General features: G+C 30.5%; 16 protein-coding genes. 11 read left to right on the top strand and 5 right to left on the bottom strand.

The features are described 5' to 3' along the window. Window positions 1-426: 426 nt before the first annotated feature. The 4 genes from B4L98_RS03835 to B4L98_RS03820 all read left to right on the top strand — a co-directional run bounded on the left by B4L98_RS03835 (window position 427) and on the right by B4L98_RS03820 (window position 3,571). Window positions 427-2,055, top strand: coding sequence for a helix-turn-helix domain-containing protein (locus tag B4L98_RS03835; RefSeq protein ID WP_291077580.1), 1,629 nt, complete (start codon window positions 427-429; stop codon window positions 2,053-2,055). 133 nt (window positions 2,056-2,188) lie between these two features. Then, complete coding sequence (locus B4L98_RS03830; RefSeq protein WP_221854679.1) at window positions 2,189-2,944, top strand: hypothetical protein; 756 nt, start codon at window positions 2,189-2,191, stop codon at window positions 2,942-2,944. Beyond that, complete coding sequence (locus B4L98_RS03825) at window positions 2,941-3,357, top strand: DUF5675 family protein (protein WP_312133968.1); 417 nt, start codon at window positions 2,941-2,943, stop codon at window positions 3,355-3,357. The genes B4L98_RS03830 and B4L98_RS03825 overlap by 4 nt, the downstream gene beginning before the upstream one ends. Then, window positions 3,344-3,571: a hypothetical protein gene (locus B4L98_RS03820; protein WP_291077578.1), complete on the top strand. Its 228-nt coding sequence runs from the start codon at window positions 3,344-3,346 to the stop codon at window positions 3,569-3,571. Before B4L98_RS03825 ends, B4L98_RS03820 begins: the two co-directional genes overlap by 14 nt. A gap of 532 nt (window positions 3,572-4,103) precedes the next feature. Here the strand turns inward: B4L98_RS03820 and B4L98_RS03815 are convergent. Together B4L98_RS03815 and B4L98_RS03810 are read right to left on the bottom strand one after the other, a co-directional pair. Beyond that, entirely contained in the window at window positions 4,104-4,760 is a 657-nt protein-coding gene (locus tag B4L98_RS03815; RefSeq protein WP_291077576.1) for a 3-oxoacid CoA-transferase subunit B, read from the bottom strand. A 6-nt stretch (window positions 4,761-4,766) separates the two neighbouring features. Further along, the gene (locus B4L98_RS03810) at window positions 4,767-5,480 is read right to left on the bottom strand and encodes a CoA transferase subunit A (protein ID WP_038331757.1); all 714 of its coding nucleotides are present in this window, start codon (window positions 5,478-5,480) and stop codon (window positions 4,767-4,769) included. A gap of 152 nt (window positions 5,481-5,632) precedes the next feature. On the opposite strand from B4L98_RS03810, the gene B4L98_RS03805 reads away from it, so the two are divergent. From B4L98_RS03805 to B4L98_RS03775, 7 genes are all read left to right on the top strand, one after another. Continuing rightward, window positions 5,633-6,268: a hypothetical protein gene (locus tag B4L98_RS03805; protein WP_286496365.1), complete on the top strand. Its 636-nt coding sequence runs from the start codon at window positions 5,633-5,635 to the stop codon at window positions 6,266-6,268. Between the two features lie 20 nt (window positions 6,269-6,288). Then, entirely contained in the window at window positions 6,289-7,095 is an 807-nt protein-coding gene (locus B4L98_RS03800) for an intradiol ring-cleavage dioxygenase (RefSeq protein WP_291077574.1), read from the top strand. Next, entirely contained in the window at window positions 7,082-7,594 is a 513-nt protein-coding gene (locus B4L98_RS03795) for a hypothetical protein (RefSeq protein WP_291077572.1), read from the top strand. The genes B4L98_RS03800 and B4L98_RS03795 overlap by 14 nt, the downstream gene beginning before the upstream one ends. Next, window positions 7,587-8,627 carry a sensor histidine kinase gene (locus tag B4L98_RS03790; RefSeq protein ID WP_291077571.1) on the top strand — a complete coding sequence of 347 codons (1,041 nt, stop codon included), beginning with the start codon at window positions 7,587-7,589 and terminating at the stop codon, window positions 8,625-8,627. The genes B4L98_RS03795 and B4L98_RS03790 overlap by 8 nt, the downstream gene beginning before the upstream one ends. Next, on the top strand, window positions 8,620-9,306 hold the full coding sequence (locus B4L98_RS03785; protein ID WP_038331524.1) for a LytR/AlgR family response regulator transcription factor: 687 nt from the start codon (window positions 8,620-8,622) through the stop codon (window positions 9,304-9,306). The genes B4L98_RS03790 and B4L98_RS03785 overlap by 8 nt, the downstream gene beginning before the upstream one ends. 87 nt (window positions 9,307-9,393) lie before the next feature. Next, window positions 9,394-10,230, top strand: a complete 837-nt coding sequence (locus B4L98_RS03780) for a hypothetical protein (protein WP_286496362.1) — start codon at window positions 9,394-9,396, stop codon at window positions 10,228-10,230. Next, complete coding sequence (locus tag B4L98_RS03775; protein ID WP_291047553.1) at window positions 10,230-10,838, top strand: class I SAM-dependent methyltransferase; 609 nt, start codon at window positions 10,230-10,232, stop codon at window positions 10,836-10,838. The genes B4L98_RS03780 and B4L98_RS03775 overlap by 1 nt, the downstream gene beginning before the upstream one ends. Before the next feature lie 34 nt (window positions 10,839-10,872). On the opposite strand, the gene B4L98_RS03770 is transcribed toward B4L98_RS03775, so the two are convergent. The 3 genes from B4L98_RS03770 to B4L98_RS03760 form a co-directional block, all read right to left on the bottom strand. Then, a complete protein-coding gene (locus B4L98_RS03770) occupies window positions 10,873-11,628 on the bottom strand; it encodes an acyl-CoA desaturase (protein WP_286496360.1) in 756 nt (251 codons plus the stop codon). A 521-nt stretch (window positions 11,629-12,149) separates the two neighbouring features. Continuing rightward, window positions 12,150-13,013, bottom strand: coding sequence for a hypothetical protein (locus B4L98_RS03765; RefSeq protein WP_219035105.1), 864 nt, complete (start codon window positions 13,011-13,013; stop codon window positions 12,150-12,152). Further along, window positions 13,014-13,604 (bottom strand): hypothetical protein, encoded by a 591-nt coding sequence (locus B4L98_RS03760; protein ID WP_306822325.1) that lies wholly within the window; start codon window positions 13,602-13,604, stop codon window positions 13,014-13,016. It abuts the gene before it with no gap. Between the last annotated feature and the right edge of the window lie 538 nt (window positions 13,605-14,142).

The following is a 14,142-nucleotide window of genomic DNA, read 5'->3' as shown; positions in this document are numbered from 1 at the left end:
CATACCGCATACCGCATACCGCTTACCACATTAGCACATTACCACATACTCCCAACATCAAGGCAAGATCAAGGCAAGATGAAGGCAACATAGTGGCAGTAGAGTGGCAATAAAGTTGAGGTAATAAAAAAGAGAAGTTTTACTTCTCTTTTTTATTCATCATTTAAGTTTCTTTGAAATAATCGATTAGACTTATATACTCAAAGACACTCAAAACTAAAGAAATTCATAGAACAATAAAGATTACAACAGGTATATTTTATAAAAAGAATGTATAATTTATAAATTATACACTTTTAAACGATTAAGTACTTAATAAACGGTTTGAAGTATAAAATAAAGTACATTAGTAGTAATCAATAAATCTATACCATGAAAAGAGTTGTAATTTGCACATGCATACTCTTACTACTTCCGCTTATAATAATGGCTAATCAAGTTGATTCCTTAGCCTCAAAAGATAATGCCTATTTAATCGAAAGATTGGATGAATTAATACATGAAAAGACTCATCCAAATGCGATGCTATATGTGCAAGCGTATATAAGAAATGCTAAAAAACAAAACGATAATATAAATTTGTTTTATGCCTATAAAGAAGGAATCTTTTTTTCAAGTCATTTAAATACTCAAATAGAATATGCAGATAGTGCGATAATTACTGCCCGGAAATTAAAAAATAAAGATTTAATAGCAACAGCTTTATTATCAAAAGGATTAGCGTATTACAAAGCAAAATATTATAGAGACGCGTTGCAAAATTACTTAAATGCTGATCAGGAGTTAAAATATTCAAAAGACCAATATTTATTACATAAAGTAACATTTAACATGGCGATGATAAAAATAAAATTACATCAATATAACCAAGCAGAAGAATTGTTACTTAAATGTAAAAACTTTTTCCAAACAAAACCAGAGAATAAAGACTACCAAGCCTATTTATTAAATACAATATATCAATTAGCATCTCTCCATCAAGAAGTTGGTAACAAAGCAAAAGCGAAAGAATTGAATCAATTAGGATTAAATAAAAGCAAACTTGAAAATAACGAATTTTTCCATAGATACTTTACGATAAATAAAGCAATTGATGAGTTTTTAAATGATCAATTTGTGACGTCTATTCAATTATTATCAACTAAAGAAGATATTTTAATAAAAACGAATGATTTTAATACACTAACCAAAATTTATTACTACAAAGCAAAGGCATTTGATAAATTGAATAATCAACAACATAAAATAATATATTTTAACAAAATAGATAGTATTTTCAATGAATACAACTTCTTAGAAATTAAATATAGACCGATATACGAAAACATTTTAGAGGAAACATTGGTAGCTTCTGATACGAACAGACAACTATATGTAATCAATCAATTATTAAAAATGGATGAGTTAAATTATAAGCTAGATGCAGAAATGAGTCAAGTTGTATACAAAGAATATGACACAGTGCAATTGCTCAAATTAAAGGAAAAAATATTGAATAAGTCTCAAAAATTATATTACGTATTGGCAGCGTGTTTTACTGGAATAATAGTATTGATCGTAGGAATTGTAAAAACTAGAAATAAAAATAAACATTTAATAGAAAAGTACAATCTGTTTATTGAAGAATCTGCTCAATCAAGTTACACAGAACGGAGAATATCGATTAAAGATGAAGAGGATTTGAATAAAGAAGCATTTGAAAGTTTACTATTAAAATTTGAAGAATTTGAGCGGGACAGAGAATTTTTAAACCCTAATATAACAGTAGTAAGTTTGGCAAAATCATTTTCAACAAACACCACTTATTTATCAAAATGTGTCAATCAGTACAAAGGAATTAATTTTCCTTCTTACATCAATCGGTTGAGAATAAAATTTATTACTGATTTATTACAAGAACAACCACAATACCTTAATTATAGTGTAGGGGCATTAGGAGAAATAGCAGGTTATATGAATCCAAGACAATTTTCAAATGTTTTTTACAGTGAAACGGGCTTGCGTCCCTTAGATTTTATAAAAATTCAAAAACAAAAAAATAAAGAAAGTATATAATGGTTTATTAGTGTAATTTATTGACATACAAGGGCTAAAAAAGACTTAGCTATTGCTTTAAACAGATCGCTATTGCAACTTTACAAAACCATTGCGCAATGGAGATCAATGTTTAATTTAAAATTATAAAAAAATGGCGAAGCAAAAAGGCTTTTTAAAACTTAGAGGTTCAATCGGAGATTTAAACTTCTACAAATCAAAAGATGGTTATATGGTAAGAGAAAAAAGTTCTATAGACCGTAATACCATAATGAGTGATCCGCGATTTCAGCGTACCAGAGAAAATATGCAAGAATTTAAGAATGCAGGTACTGCTGGAAAAACACTACGAAACGCATTCAATGCGATCATAAAAAATGCAAAAGACAGCAAATTATCAAGTCGTCTCACAAAAGTAATGCATGGTATCCTAAAAGAAGATACTACAAATGCTCGTGGGCAAAGAAATGTACACAAAGGAAATCAATTACTGATGAAAGGCTTTGATTTTAATGCAGGTGCAGCGTGGTTGAAAACGGTATTAATTCCTGTACAAGTAGATATAGAACGTACTTCTGGTGAAACAAAATTTACATTAGAAGCATACAAACCCTTAGATGTGATAATAGCACCACAAGGAGCTACCAATTACCGATTTGTAGCAGCTTCTACAGAAATTGATTTTGAGAAGAACGAATACATTACCAAAACATCGTATACCGATTATTATCCATACGATGAGGTAGAAGTGAATGATGTAGAATTATTGAACAATCTTCCTCCAAATTCAGAACATACAATCGCTTTAGCAATTGGAATTGAATTCTATCAAGAGGTAAATACCGTTTTGTATCCATTGAAAAATGGAAGTTTTAATGCAGCACATTTAATCGAAATCAATCTACCATGATGACAATTGTAGTAGAACGCATGTATTATCCAAATGGCACAAATGGAAGCCTATTCATAAATGATAAGTTTATTTGTTATACCATCGAGTTACCATGGAAAGAGAACAAACCACGTAATTCATGTATACCAGAAGGATGTTACACAATCAAAAAGAGAAGTTCACAAAAATTTGGAGAACATTTTCTGATTACAAATGTGCCCAATCGTTCAATGATCTTAATTCATCCTGCCAATCATGCAAAAACTGAGTTGCAAGGATGTATAGCTCCAGTAACCAAATTAACAGGTGAAGGGAGAGGAGAGTTATCAAGAAAAGCATTTACAAATTTTAAAACCTTAGTAAATGATAAACTTGATCGTGATCAAAAAGTGATTTTAATGATTAAAAGTAAACAACATGACAATTATTAATCGTTTTACAGCACCTACTCCTAAATTGTTCCAACAATTACGAAACATAGGATTAACCTTAGCTGCAATTGGAGGAATATTGATCGCTGCTCCTGTAGTATTACCAACAACAGTTATAACAATTGGAGGTTACCTAACAGTTGCAGGAGGAGTAATATCAGCTGTCAGTCAATTGACAGTAAACGACAAAAACCAAAGTAATGATGATGAATAATAGTAATACATCGTTAATTGTTGGGACGATAGGAGGGACAATGACAAGTTTGGTAGCGACTATTCAATGGGAGCAACTTGTTTATACGATTTGTATGGGAATAGTTGGAGCAATATGCAGTTATGGAACATCATACTTACTGCATAAGAAAAACAACCCTTACGACGAAGACTAAGTATTTGATTACAAGTAAATTTGGAAATCTTATTTTATTGATGTAAATTTTTAACATCATTCATTTAAGTTTCATTGAAGTAATTTTAATTATTACAGAAATGAAAAATAACGAATTACAAAGAATGGTGATTTATCCGAAAGATGTATCAATCATTACGGGAAAGGGGTATAGGCAAAGTCTACGCTTACTCAATAGAGCAAAGCAGATAATCGGTAAAGAGAAAAAAGACTTCCTAACATTTGACGAATTTTTGATCGTTTTTAAGATGAAATCGTAAAACCAAAAATGAAAAAGGTTCTCAATTTTTTAATTGAAAACCTTTTTCTATATAATATAATTATTATAACTCTTATGTTATAAAACCATTTCAGGAATTTCTCCTTCAATAATTAATTTTCCTTCGGTTGCATTTTTGATATCTTCTACGGAAATTCCTGGTGCTCGCTCTAATAATTTGAAACCACCTTCTGGTAAAACTTCTAAAACAGCTAATTCAGTAACAATTTTTTTGACACATTTTATTCCTGTTAAAGGAAGTGTACATTCTTTTAGAAGTTTAGATTCTCCTGCTTTGTTCACATGTTGCATGGCTACAATAATATTATCAGCCGAAGCTACTAAATCCATTGCACCGCCCATTCCTTTTACCATTTTTCCAGGAATTTTCCAGTTGGCAATATCACCATTTTCCGAAACTTCCATTGCGCCAAGAATTGTTAAATTGATTTTTCGTGCGCGAATCATTCCGAAACTCATCGTCGAATCAAAGAAAGCTGAACCTGGTAAAGTTGTAATCGTTTGTTTACCCGCATTGATAAAATCAGGATCTTCTTCACCATCGATAGGGAAAGGTCCCATTCCTAATAATCCATTTTCTGATTGTAAAACAACATTTACATTTTCGGGAATATAATTAGCAACCAACGTTGGAATTCCGATACCTAAATTCACATAAAATCCGTCTTGTACTTCTTTTGCAATACGTTTTGCAATACCATTTTTATCTAACATTTTCTTTTATGATTTAGGTTGAACAGTTCTATTTTCGATACGTTTCTCGTATTTCGCACCTTGAATAATTCGATTGACATAAACGCCAGGCGTATGAATTTGATTTGGATCTAATTCTCCAATTTCTACCAATTCTTCCACTTCGGCAATCGTAATTTTTCCACACATAGCAGCTGGATGATTGAAATTTGCTGTTGCACCACGGAAAACTAAATTCCCCGCTGTATCACCTTTCCACGCTTTTACAATTGCAAAATCAGGCTCGAAAGCATATTCTAACAAATATTCTTTTTCGATTCCGTGAAAGGTAAATTTTCTGATTTCTTTTCCTTCAGCGACTTCAGTTCCAACTCCAGCAGGCGTAAAAATTGCAGGCATTCCATAACCAGCAGCCATTAAGCGAGTAGCTAAAGTTCCTTGCGGAATCAATTCAACCTCTAATTCACCTGAAAGCATTTGACGTTCAAATTCTGCATTTTCTCCAACATAAGAAGAAATCATTTTTTTGATTTGTCGTCCTTGTAATAATAATCCTAAACCAAAATCGTCTACACCTGCATTGTTACTAATACACGTAAGGTTATTGATTTTTTTGTCTACCAATCCTTGAATCAAGTTTTCAGGAATTCCAGAAAGTCCAAAGCCTCCAACAGCAAGCGTCATTCCGCTTTCTACGCCTTGTAGCGCTTCTTCGATGCTGTTTACTTTTTTGTTTATCATTTTTGTTGTGTTTGATCAAATATAATTCTAATGTTAAAGATAAATAAAAACCATTCATATTTCAATTAACCTACAAAAATCTTAGGTTAACCTCTTAAATTTAGATAACAAAATATCGATATATACTTTTGTTTAGAAGATTATATGAGGACATGATAAAGTTGTGCAAGGCTGAGAATCGAAATTTATTTGAAAATAAATTTATTAGGATAAATGCTTTAAATGATACAAATCCGATTTTGGATTTTGCTTTTATTGATGATGTTGCGTTAAGCGGAATGGGTACTTATCAAAAAGTAATTAAAGAAAGTGGTTATATTATTTTAATGCCTTTATTGAATAATATTCGCTTGAATATGAATGGTTTTAATTGGAAAATTGAAGTCAATCAATCATTTGTTTATTACTTAGAAAAAGGAACTATAATAGAAATAGAAGGCGATTTGAGCCACGATTTTTCTTATTTCTATGCGTTATTCATCGTAAAAGAAAAACAGCAAATTGCTAAAATGATTGTTCCAATTGATTTGGATAGAGAGAATCGTTTAGAGAAAATAATCCGACATGATTTGTTTAATGTTTTTTTAGGAAAATTTGACTTGAGAAAAGAATCTGAATTACCATTCAAAAGAAACGAAAGAAGTTGGTTAATCATTTCTTTGACAGGTATTTTTGAAGTTCACAATCGTTTAATAGAATCAAGAGATTTATTACAAATAAGATCTGATGAGAATGTTGAATTTGAATCGTTGAGCGAAAATTCTTTGTTAATGGTAATTGATTACTAATGTTAAAAATACATAACAAAATGGAAAGAAAAGATTTTATAAAAAATAGTTTAGGATTATTAGGAGCAAGTTTAATTGTTCCAAAAGTGTTGATGAGTTGCAAAGATTCTACTGTTGTAAATGATTGTGAAGTATGGGCCTCTGAAACAGAAGGTCCATTTCCTACAAAAAAGCCAGAAGATTTTTTATCAAAAAATATAAAAGGCGATCGAACAGGAGTAGAGGCGACAATCAAAATTAATGTAACCAATGTTGATGAAAGCTGTCAACCTTTAATAGGCGCGATTGTTGATATTTGGCATTGTGATAAAGATGGAAATTATTCGCAATATGGCGGAATACGAATGCAACCAACCGATTATAAATCGTATAAATTTTTGAGAGGTAGACAAGTAACCGATGAAAATGGAAATGTTGAATTTAATTCTATTTTCCCAGGTTGGTACGAAAGTCGCGCAACGCATATCCATGTTCATATTTACGATCAAAAAGGAAAATCATTAAAAGTGACTCAAATCGCTTTTCCAGAAGGTGAAAATTCTGTTGTAGAAATTGTAAATTCAGCCAAAGAATATGGTTATACAAAAGGTTTGAATGGCTATACGTACAATGAGAATGACAATGTTTTTACAGATGATACAGACGGAAATCAATTGGCGAAAGTGAGCGGAAGTTTAGAAAAAGGATATACAATTGAGGCAGATATTGTAATTTCTACAGAAAATATAGAGAAAGCAAAAGAGCCGATGGGCGGAGGGCCAGGAATGCCTCCACCTCCAGATGGAATGCCTCCTTTTGATAGAAAACCAAAAGATGAAAACAATTAAAAAAGTTCAGTTTGCTTATCGTTTAGTGATTGATGCTTCGACAACGTCAATTTGGGATAAATATGTTTTTCATGCGACGTACAAAGAGTATTATTTGCAAGAGCAACTTTTTCAACAAGAAACGCATAAAGTAGAAACTTTTCGAGAATTGTTGCGCCAAAATAAAAAAGCAGAGCAATTGCATTATTTGGTAGGAATGGTGGCGATTCCTTATATCGAACAATTGGAAGGAAATTTGTATCAAATCACAGATAATTTGAACAAAATCCACCTTAATTTTGTAGATTTCGAGTTGGATATTATAAATTCATCTAATCAAAATCACATAAATCACAAGGTTGCGCTTACGTTTTATACCAAACAATATTTCTATTTTGGAGAAGTGAACAATCATTATTTAATTTCTTCGGATGAAGAATTAAAAACTAATATCAAAACATTGATGATTCCAAATAGACAACATTTTTCTATTGTTTCAATTGAATTAGAAGATGAATAAAGTAAAAATTACTAAGAGAGAAATCGTTATTTTCAGCATAGTTTCAATTATTTTTCTGTTGATTCCATTTATTGCTGCGCCAAATTTTTCGAGCGATCAATCTATTTTCAAAACAGGTTTTTTCAAGCGAATGCTTTTCGAAAATATCTTGTTGTTAGTGTTCTTTTTGGTGAATTATTTTGTGTTAATTCCAAAATTATATTTTCAGAAACGTTATTTTTTCTACATCATTATTCTCATCATTTTCTTTTTTGTAGTGTATAAAGTTCCAGAATTTGCGTTTCATTTTAACAAAGTTCCACCAAAAGCTCCGCCTTTTAATCGTTTTGAGCCTCGAAAACCGCCTCGTAATTTTATGATGTGGAGCCCGAAAATTATTATGTTTTCGATGATGGCGATTGTTTCGCTTTTTATTCGACAAAATAAACGTTTTCAGGAAATGAAAAATGAAAAACAATTGTCTGAAATTGCTTATTTAAGAGCACAAATCAATCCACATTTTTTGTTCAATACGTTGAATAATATTTATGCTTTAACGCTTCAAAAGTCAGATTCTGCTTCGGATGCGGTGATGAAATTATCCAAAATGATGCGATTTGTAGTTTCAGATTCTTCCAAAGATTTTGTGCCTTTGCAACAAGATTTAGATTATATAAAGAATTATATTGAGTTGCAAAAATTGAGATTAACGAACAAAGAATCTGTTATTTTTGAGGTCGAAGGAAATTCTGCAGATTTAAGAATTTCGCCATTAATTTTAATTAATTTTATCGAAAATGCATTTAAATATGGTGTGATTGATGAAGCTTCGGAACCTGTCATTATTTCGATAAAAGTTGAGCAACAAACACTATTTTTGAACGTAGAAAATACCATTTCGAAAGAGGTAACTCCTGAAACTGAAAAAAGTGAAATTGGTTTGAAGAATACGAAAAAGAGGTTAGATTATTTTTATACAAATCATTATAAATTAACTATTCATAATGATTTATCTAAATTTATTGTTGAACTAAAAATTTTCTTGAATGATTAAAGTAATTGCGATAGATGACGAGCCTTTAGCATTAATGGTAATCGAAAATTATTGTTCGAGAAATGAACATGTCGAGTTAGTGAAAACATTCTCAAATTTGAAAGATGCACAGAAATATATCAATCAATTTCCAATCGATTTGATGTTTTTGGATATTCAGATTTCGCGTACGAATGGAATGGAATTTTACAAAAATTTAGAAAAGAAAATTCCTGTTATTTTTACTACGGCTTTTGCAGAATATGCGGTTGATGGTTTTAATGTTGCGGCGATAGATTATTTGTTGAAACCGATAGATTACGATAGATTTGAAGAAGCAGTGAATAAAGCAGTGTTGATTTTGGTGGATAAAAAACTGAATGAAGACAAAGATTTTTTGACGATTAGAGCCGATTATAAATTGAATAAAATTGCCTACGATGAAATTGATTTTATTGAAGGTTTGGACGATTATGTAAAAATTCATCTCGCAAACGGAAAACGAATTACTGCTCGAATATCGATGAAATCTATCTTAGAAAAACTGCCCGATCAACTTTTTGTCCGAGTTCATCGATCTTATATCGTTTCGATAAAAAAAGTGAAATCAATTCAAAATAAAGTCTTATATTTGAAAGACGAAGAAATTCCGATTGGTGAAACGTATAAAAATGTCATTCTAGAATTTTTCAAAATTTAAGAGGTTAAGAAAATGGAAAAAAAAGTGATTAGTCGATTTATCGTAAACATTTTTTTTTCCAATTTTTTTTTAATTCTACTTTCTATCGTGCTCAATATAGAGACGAATATCAAAATTGGTTTACCGTTTAATTCAATTGCGTATTACGCTTTTATTAGCACCATTACCGTATTGTTTTATTTGTATGCCTACAGAATTCCAAAATCTTTAAAATCATCAAGTAATCCAAGAACTCAGTTTTACATTACTCATCGTAAATCTGTTTGTATTTATACCGCTATTTTAGCCGTAATCGCTTTAGTTTCTGGAATTATTTTAGCACTAAATTGTTTACCGAATTACGAAATATTAACTTGGAAATGGTTGGCTGTTTTATTTTTTACGACAGTTTTATCCTTTGGTTATTATGATTTAAAATTAGGAATTTCATTACGTAAAACGATGTTGTTAAAACCATTTTTAATTGGCTGGACTTGGGCGATTACAACCGTTTTTTTACCTGTTTTATTTTTGATGTTGAAGAATGAAACGCATTATGTCATTGATGCAAAATTCTATTTTCTATTTTCTCAAACCTTTATGTATTGCGTTGTGAATGCGATTTTGTTTGATTTGAAAGATTATGAAGATGATAGCAACCGAAATTTAAAAACCTTTGTTGTAAAATATGGTTATCATTTTACGTTAAACCGCATTATTTTACCCTTAATATTTCTAGGATTTTTGAGTTTTGTAATCTTCGGAATATGTTATGGATTACCACTTCACCGCATATTGTTTATGTTAATTCCGATTGTTTTTTTAGCTATTTTCGCCTTTAAACTCAATCGTCCAAAAGCCATTTTATATTATTTAATTGCGATTGATGGAATGATTTTGTTGAAAGCAATTTGTGGAATTTTAAGCGTAATTTTATTCGAATAATGAATTACAATTTTATTGCGCCATATTATCATTCGTTGAGCCAGTTGATTTTTTTAAATCGTCAACATCAAGCTCATTTTGTGATTTTAAAATATTTGAAAAAGAATGATAAAATCTTGTGGGTTGGAGGAGGAGCGGGAAAATTTATCGCTGAAATAGAAAAGTTAAATCTAAAATTGGATATAGATTATGTTGATTTTTCTTCGAAAATGATTGATTTAGCGAAAATAGAAAAAACGTCGAATTTAAATATAAATTTTATTGTTGCGGATATTTTTGATTTCGAAACGGATAAAAAATATGATGTGGTGATGACTACTTTTTTGTTTGATCATTTTAATCAATCCAAAGCAGAAGAATTATTTAGTCAATTAAATTCGTATTTGAAAGTAGGAGGTTTGTGGTTTTATGTTGATTTTGTACAAAATCAGAAAGGTTGGCAAAAAAGTGTGACGAATGTGATGTTGAGCTTTTTTAGAATTGTTATTGGTTTGGATATTTCTCAATTGCCTAAAATGTATCAAAGTTTTCTACCCAATTTTAAAATCGTCGAACACAAATTCTTTTTCAAGAAATATATAGAAAGTATCGTTTATCAAAAGAAATAAAAAAAGCGATTCAATTTATTGAATCGCTTTTATTTTACATATAATCGGTGTCTAATTTACCTTTTTTGAACTGAATGATATTCATTTTATTCATTGCCCAAATGCATGGATACATTGGATCGAATTCCCATTTCTTAACTGCGAAATTAGGACGTCCGCCAAATTTATGGTGATTGTTATGTAAACATTCTCCCCACATTAACCAGTCAATCGGCATCAAGTTTGTCGAAGTATCTCCAACATCGTAATTACGGTAACCTAATTTGTGTGAAAACCAGTTGATGATTACACCATGTAGTGGGCTCATCAAAACTTGCATCGGAATGAATACAAAATACGTCCAAAGTGGAGCGTCAACAGCAACATAAATTAATATGTAAATGATTACCCAAGCTAAACGTACAGCATTATTTCCAGCAAATCTATCCCAAGAACGCCAAGAAGGAACACCTTTTTTGAATTTTTCTAAAACTTGTGTTTTATCGTGGTCAATTTCGTTGTAAACAATACGAGTTCTCCACATCATCGCAAAGAAATTTGGATCATATTGTGGCGAATGTGGATCCTTTTCTGTGTCTGCATACGCGTGGTGATGTCTGTGCATAACCCCGTATGTATAGGGACTTAGATAAGATGAACCTTGAAAAATCCACGCTAAAACGTGAAATATTTTTTCCCAAGCTCTTGACATCGTAAACATTGCATGTGATGCATATCGGTGATGAAAAAAAGTTTGGAAAAATAAAGAAGCATACCAATGTATAACAAAGATAATGATTACTGCTGTCATTACTAATTTTAAATTTTTACAAATATAATCGCTAGGATTGTGAATTCCACTAATTAAAATCATAGAACTCATAAAATTATTGATTATTTATAATGAAAAAATTTAATTTTTAATAGACTTTAATCAAATAAATTATCCATTTGTTAGTAAGGTTTTTACGTGTAAATATTTAATACTAAATGCATTGATTAAATAAATGTTAAAGTTACACACCTAAATAAGCAATTATTTCTCTTGCAATTGCTGCACCAGCTCTATTTGCACCCATTGAATGGGCAAGCCTTCTCTCACACGTTTATCTACAATTGCTACGGCTTCTTGCCCTAATTCTTCGGTGAATTTGTTATCTCTAAAATCGAGTGATCTTCTTTTTACCTATGTTGCATCGGTAGCTTTTGAGATTTCGTCTAATAATTGAACGACTTCCAATCACAACGATATCAACTTTGTAAAATAGTTCTGAATGATTCATTTTATAAAGCTAATTAAAAGTATTTGTAAAGTCATGTGAAGAAATCGTTTTATTTGGTTTTCTTCTGAATGCGATATGTAAATAGTGAAACTTTACATCCCCAAAGTTTTAGAATTTGAATTGCTTGTAAATGATTATCTTTTTCTTTTACAATTAATTGATCGGTAAATGAAGATATAAATTGAGCCCAATAATTGTGTTTAGCATCATTCAATAAAAAGTAGAAACCAGCATCTCCAAATTGTTTTCCGCTCGAATCTAAAATCAATTCATTCTCATGACTGACTCTAGGACTCATAATAACTGTTGCATTGCCTTTTGGTAAAGGAAAAACAGCTTTGATACAGGTTTTGCCAGAAGGAAGTGTACACGTCCCGTAAATTCCCGAATAAATAACTTTACCCGAAGTTTTGAATTTTCTCAACCAAATGGTATAAATAATTTCGTTGTTTTGCGGATGATTTAGTGTGATAATTTCACTTACTAAATCTTCAGATTGCGCGATATTTTTTGTCGGAATATTTAATTGATTAATTCGCTGACTAAATAATCGGTTGACCAAATAACCAAAAAATGAAAAATAAGGATTCCATTTTACATTGAATTCTAAATCATAATTTGCTGTAGATTCATAAAAATCGATCACTTTTTTTGGTAGAATTTCAAGTTGATTATCAGTGAAATTCAATTCATGAATAGATCTTAATAATCCTTTTGAAGTTGAATTTCGAGTGACAATTAAATTTTCATTTTTTGCTAATTGATAAATAAACTCTTCGCCAATTCCGTTCAATTCTCCGAAAGGAGCAATCAACCACGGATAATCTGTAGGATTAATTTTTCTTCCCCAAAGAATCACCCATTGTTGCGTAAACCAATCCTGAAATTTTTGCATTGTAAAAGCTAAATTCATCTAAATATTTTCTTTTTTTGGAAGAAAAGATTCGCAATTATTCCATTGTCCATGTTCAGAAATTGGTTTAAACCGGAGAGTTGTAAATTCAAAATGAAAATCCTTTCGATTACGCTCTTTCATTGCGTTAGCGTGTCTTTTTGGATCAGATATTTTGCTATGTCCATTTACCATATTTGTCATTTCTAATTGAGATTTCCAGATCGAAAATGTCGAAATAATATTGGGATATCGAATAGAAGCCAAAGAAAGTGTTGTGCCTTTGTGATCACGAACTAATTTCTCGACTAGTCTTCCCCAGCGCAGAAAACGAGGAATTTCTGTGTATTTCATTCGCGCAATTGTTACCGCAACAACAGGCTCATTTGTCATATTTACCTCGATATTTTTTGTCGGAATTTGAAAACCAGAAATATTTCCCCATTGTCTCAAAAAATCTAATCGAACATGCCAGCCTTTCGTCAAAAGTTTTCCGTATGAATTGGATTTTAGAAAATTTTCGAGTGATTTTTCATCTTCCCATTGTGCAAATACAATAATAGTTTGATTGAAAATCCTTGTTTTCGAAAAAATGGGCGAACCTAATTTCATTGTGGACATCGTTTCGGAATGTTTCAAACCATTTATTTTATTTGTTTTCAAAGGAAAAAACATCAATTTAAAAGCTTGAAAATAGCTAAGCTTTGCGATATGATACGAGAAAATATTCATCTATGCAAAATACTATTTTAAAAATGAAAAGATGAAGTTGTCATTAAATATTTTGAAAGGAATTTCAAGAAAATTAAATATCAATATATAATGTTCTCTTTACTTAGTTGAGGTAGTTTTCATATTTAATCACTGTTTATAAAAAGATGAAATAATTAGAAACTTCTAATTTGATTGACAATAATTTGTACTGAGCTAAAGTACAAATAGAAACTTGTTCAAGTCATGGTCCTACTTACTATATCATAGGCACTAATCTGTTATTTCCAATTTAAAGTTAATAAAGAGAGGTTCTGTGAATAGAAATTTATGTTATCTCTCTTTTAATTTGTCTAAAATTCTATTTAATCTAAAAAAATAATAATTCAGGATAATTATATTTTATTCAATATTAATTATACCCGTTGTGCATTTTAAA

It is taken from the genome of Empedobacter sp. UBA5528 (assembly GCF_002426075.1).
Classification (GTDB): domain Bacteria; phylum Bacteroidota; class Bacteroidia; order Flavobacteriales; family Weeksellaceae; genus Empedobacter; species Empedobacter falsenii_B.
This window is presented reverse-complemented; position numbering and strand designations above follow the sequence as displayed.

Coding starts and splice junctions, on each gene's coding strand:
- B4L98_RS03835 (WP_291077580.1), top strand. CDS start 427: ATGGCTAATCAAGTTGATTCCTTAGCCTCAAAAGATAATGCCTATTTA.
- B4L98_RS03830 (WP_221854679.1), top strand. CDS start 2,189: ATGGCGAAGCAAAAAGGCTTTTTAAAACTTAGAGGTTCAATCGGAGAT.
- B4L98_RS03825 (WP_312133968.1), top strand. CDS start 2,941: ATGATGACAATTGTAGTAGAACGCATGTATTATCCAAATGGCACAAAT.
- B4L98_RS03820 (WP_291077578.1), top strand. CDS start 3,344: ATGACAATTATTAATCGTTTTACAGCACCTACTCCTAAATTGTTCCAA.
- B4L98_RS03815 (WP_291077576.1), bottom strand. CDS start 4,760: ATGTTAGATAAAAATGGTATTGCAAAACGTATTGCAAAAGAAGTACAA.
- B4L98_RS03810 (WP_038331757.1), bottom strand. CDS start 5,480: ATGATAAACAAAAAAGTAAACAGCATCGAAGAAGCGCTACAAGGCGTA.
- B4L98_RS03805 (WP_286496365.1), top strand. CDS start 5,633: ATGATAAAGTTGTGCAAGGCTGAGAATCGAAATTTATTTGAAAATAAA.
- B4L98_RS03800 (WP_291077574.1), top strand. CDS start 6,289: ATGGAAAGAAAAGATTTTATAAAAAATAGTTTAGGATTATTAGGAGCA.
- B4L98_RS03795 (WP_291077572.1), top strand. CDS start 7,082: ATGAAAACAATTAAAAAAGTTCAGTTTGCTTATCGTTTAGTGATTGAT.
- B4L98_RS03790 (WP_291077571.1), top strand. CDS start 7,587: ATGAATAAAGTAAAAATTACTAAGAGAGAAATCGTTATTTTCAGCATA.
- B4L98_RS03785 (WP_038331524.1), top strand. CDS start 8,620: ATGATTAAAGTAATTGCGATAGATGACGAGCCTTTAGCATTAATGGTA.
- B4L98_RS03775 (WP_291047553.1), top strand. CDS start 10,230: ATGAATTACAATTTTATTGCGCCATATTATCATTCGTTGAGCCAGTTG.
- B4L98_RS03770 (WP_286496360.1), bottom strand. CDS start 11,628: ATGACAGCAGTAATCATTATCTTTGTTATACATTGGTATGCTTCTTTA.
- B4L98_RS03765 (WP_219035105.1), bottom strand. CDS start 13,013: ATGAATTTAGCTTTTACAATGCAAAAATTTCAGGATTGGTTTACGCAA.
- B4L98_RS03760 (WP_306822325.1), bottom strand. CDS start 13,604: ATGAAATTAGGTTCGCCCATTTTTTCGAAAACAAGGATTTTCAATCAA.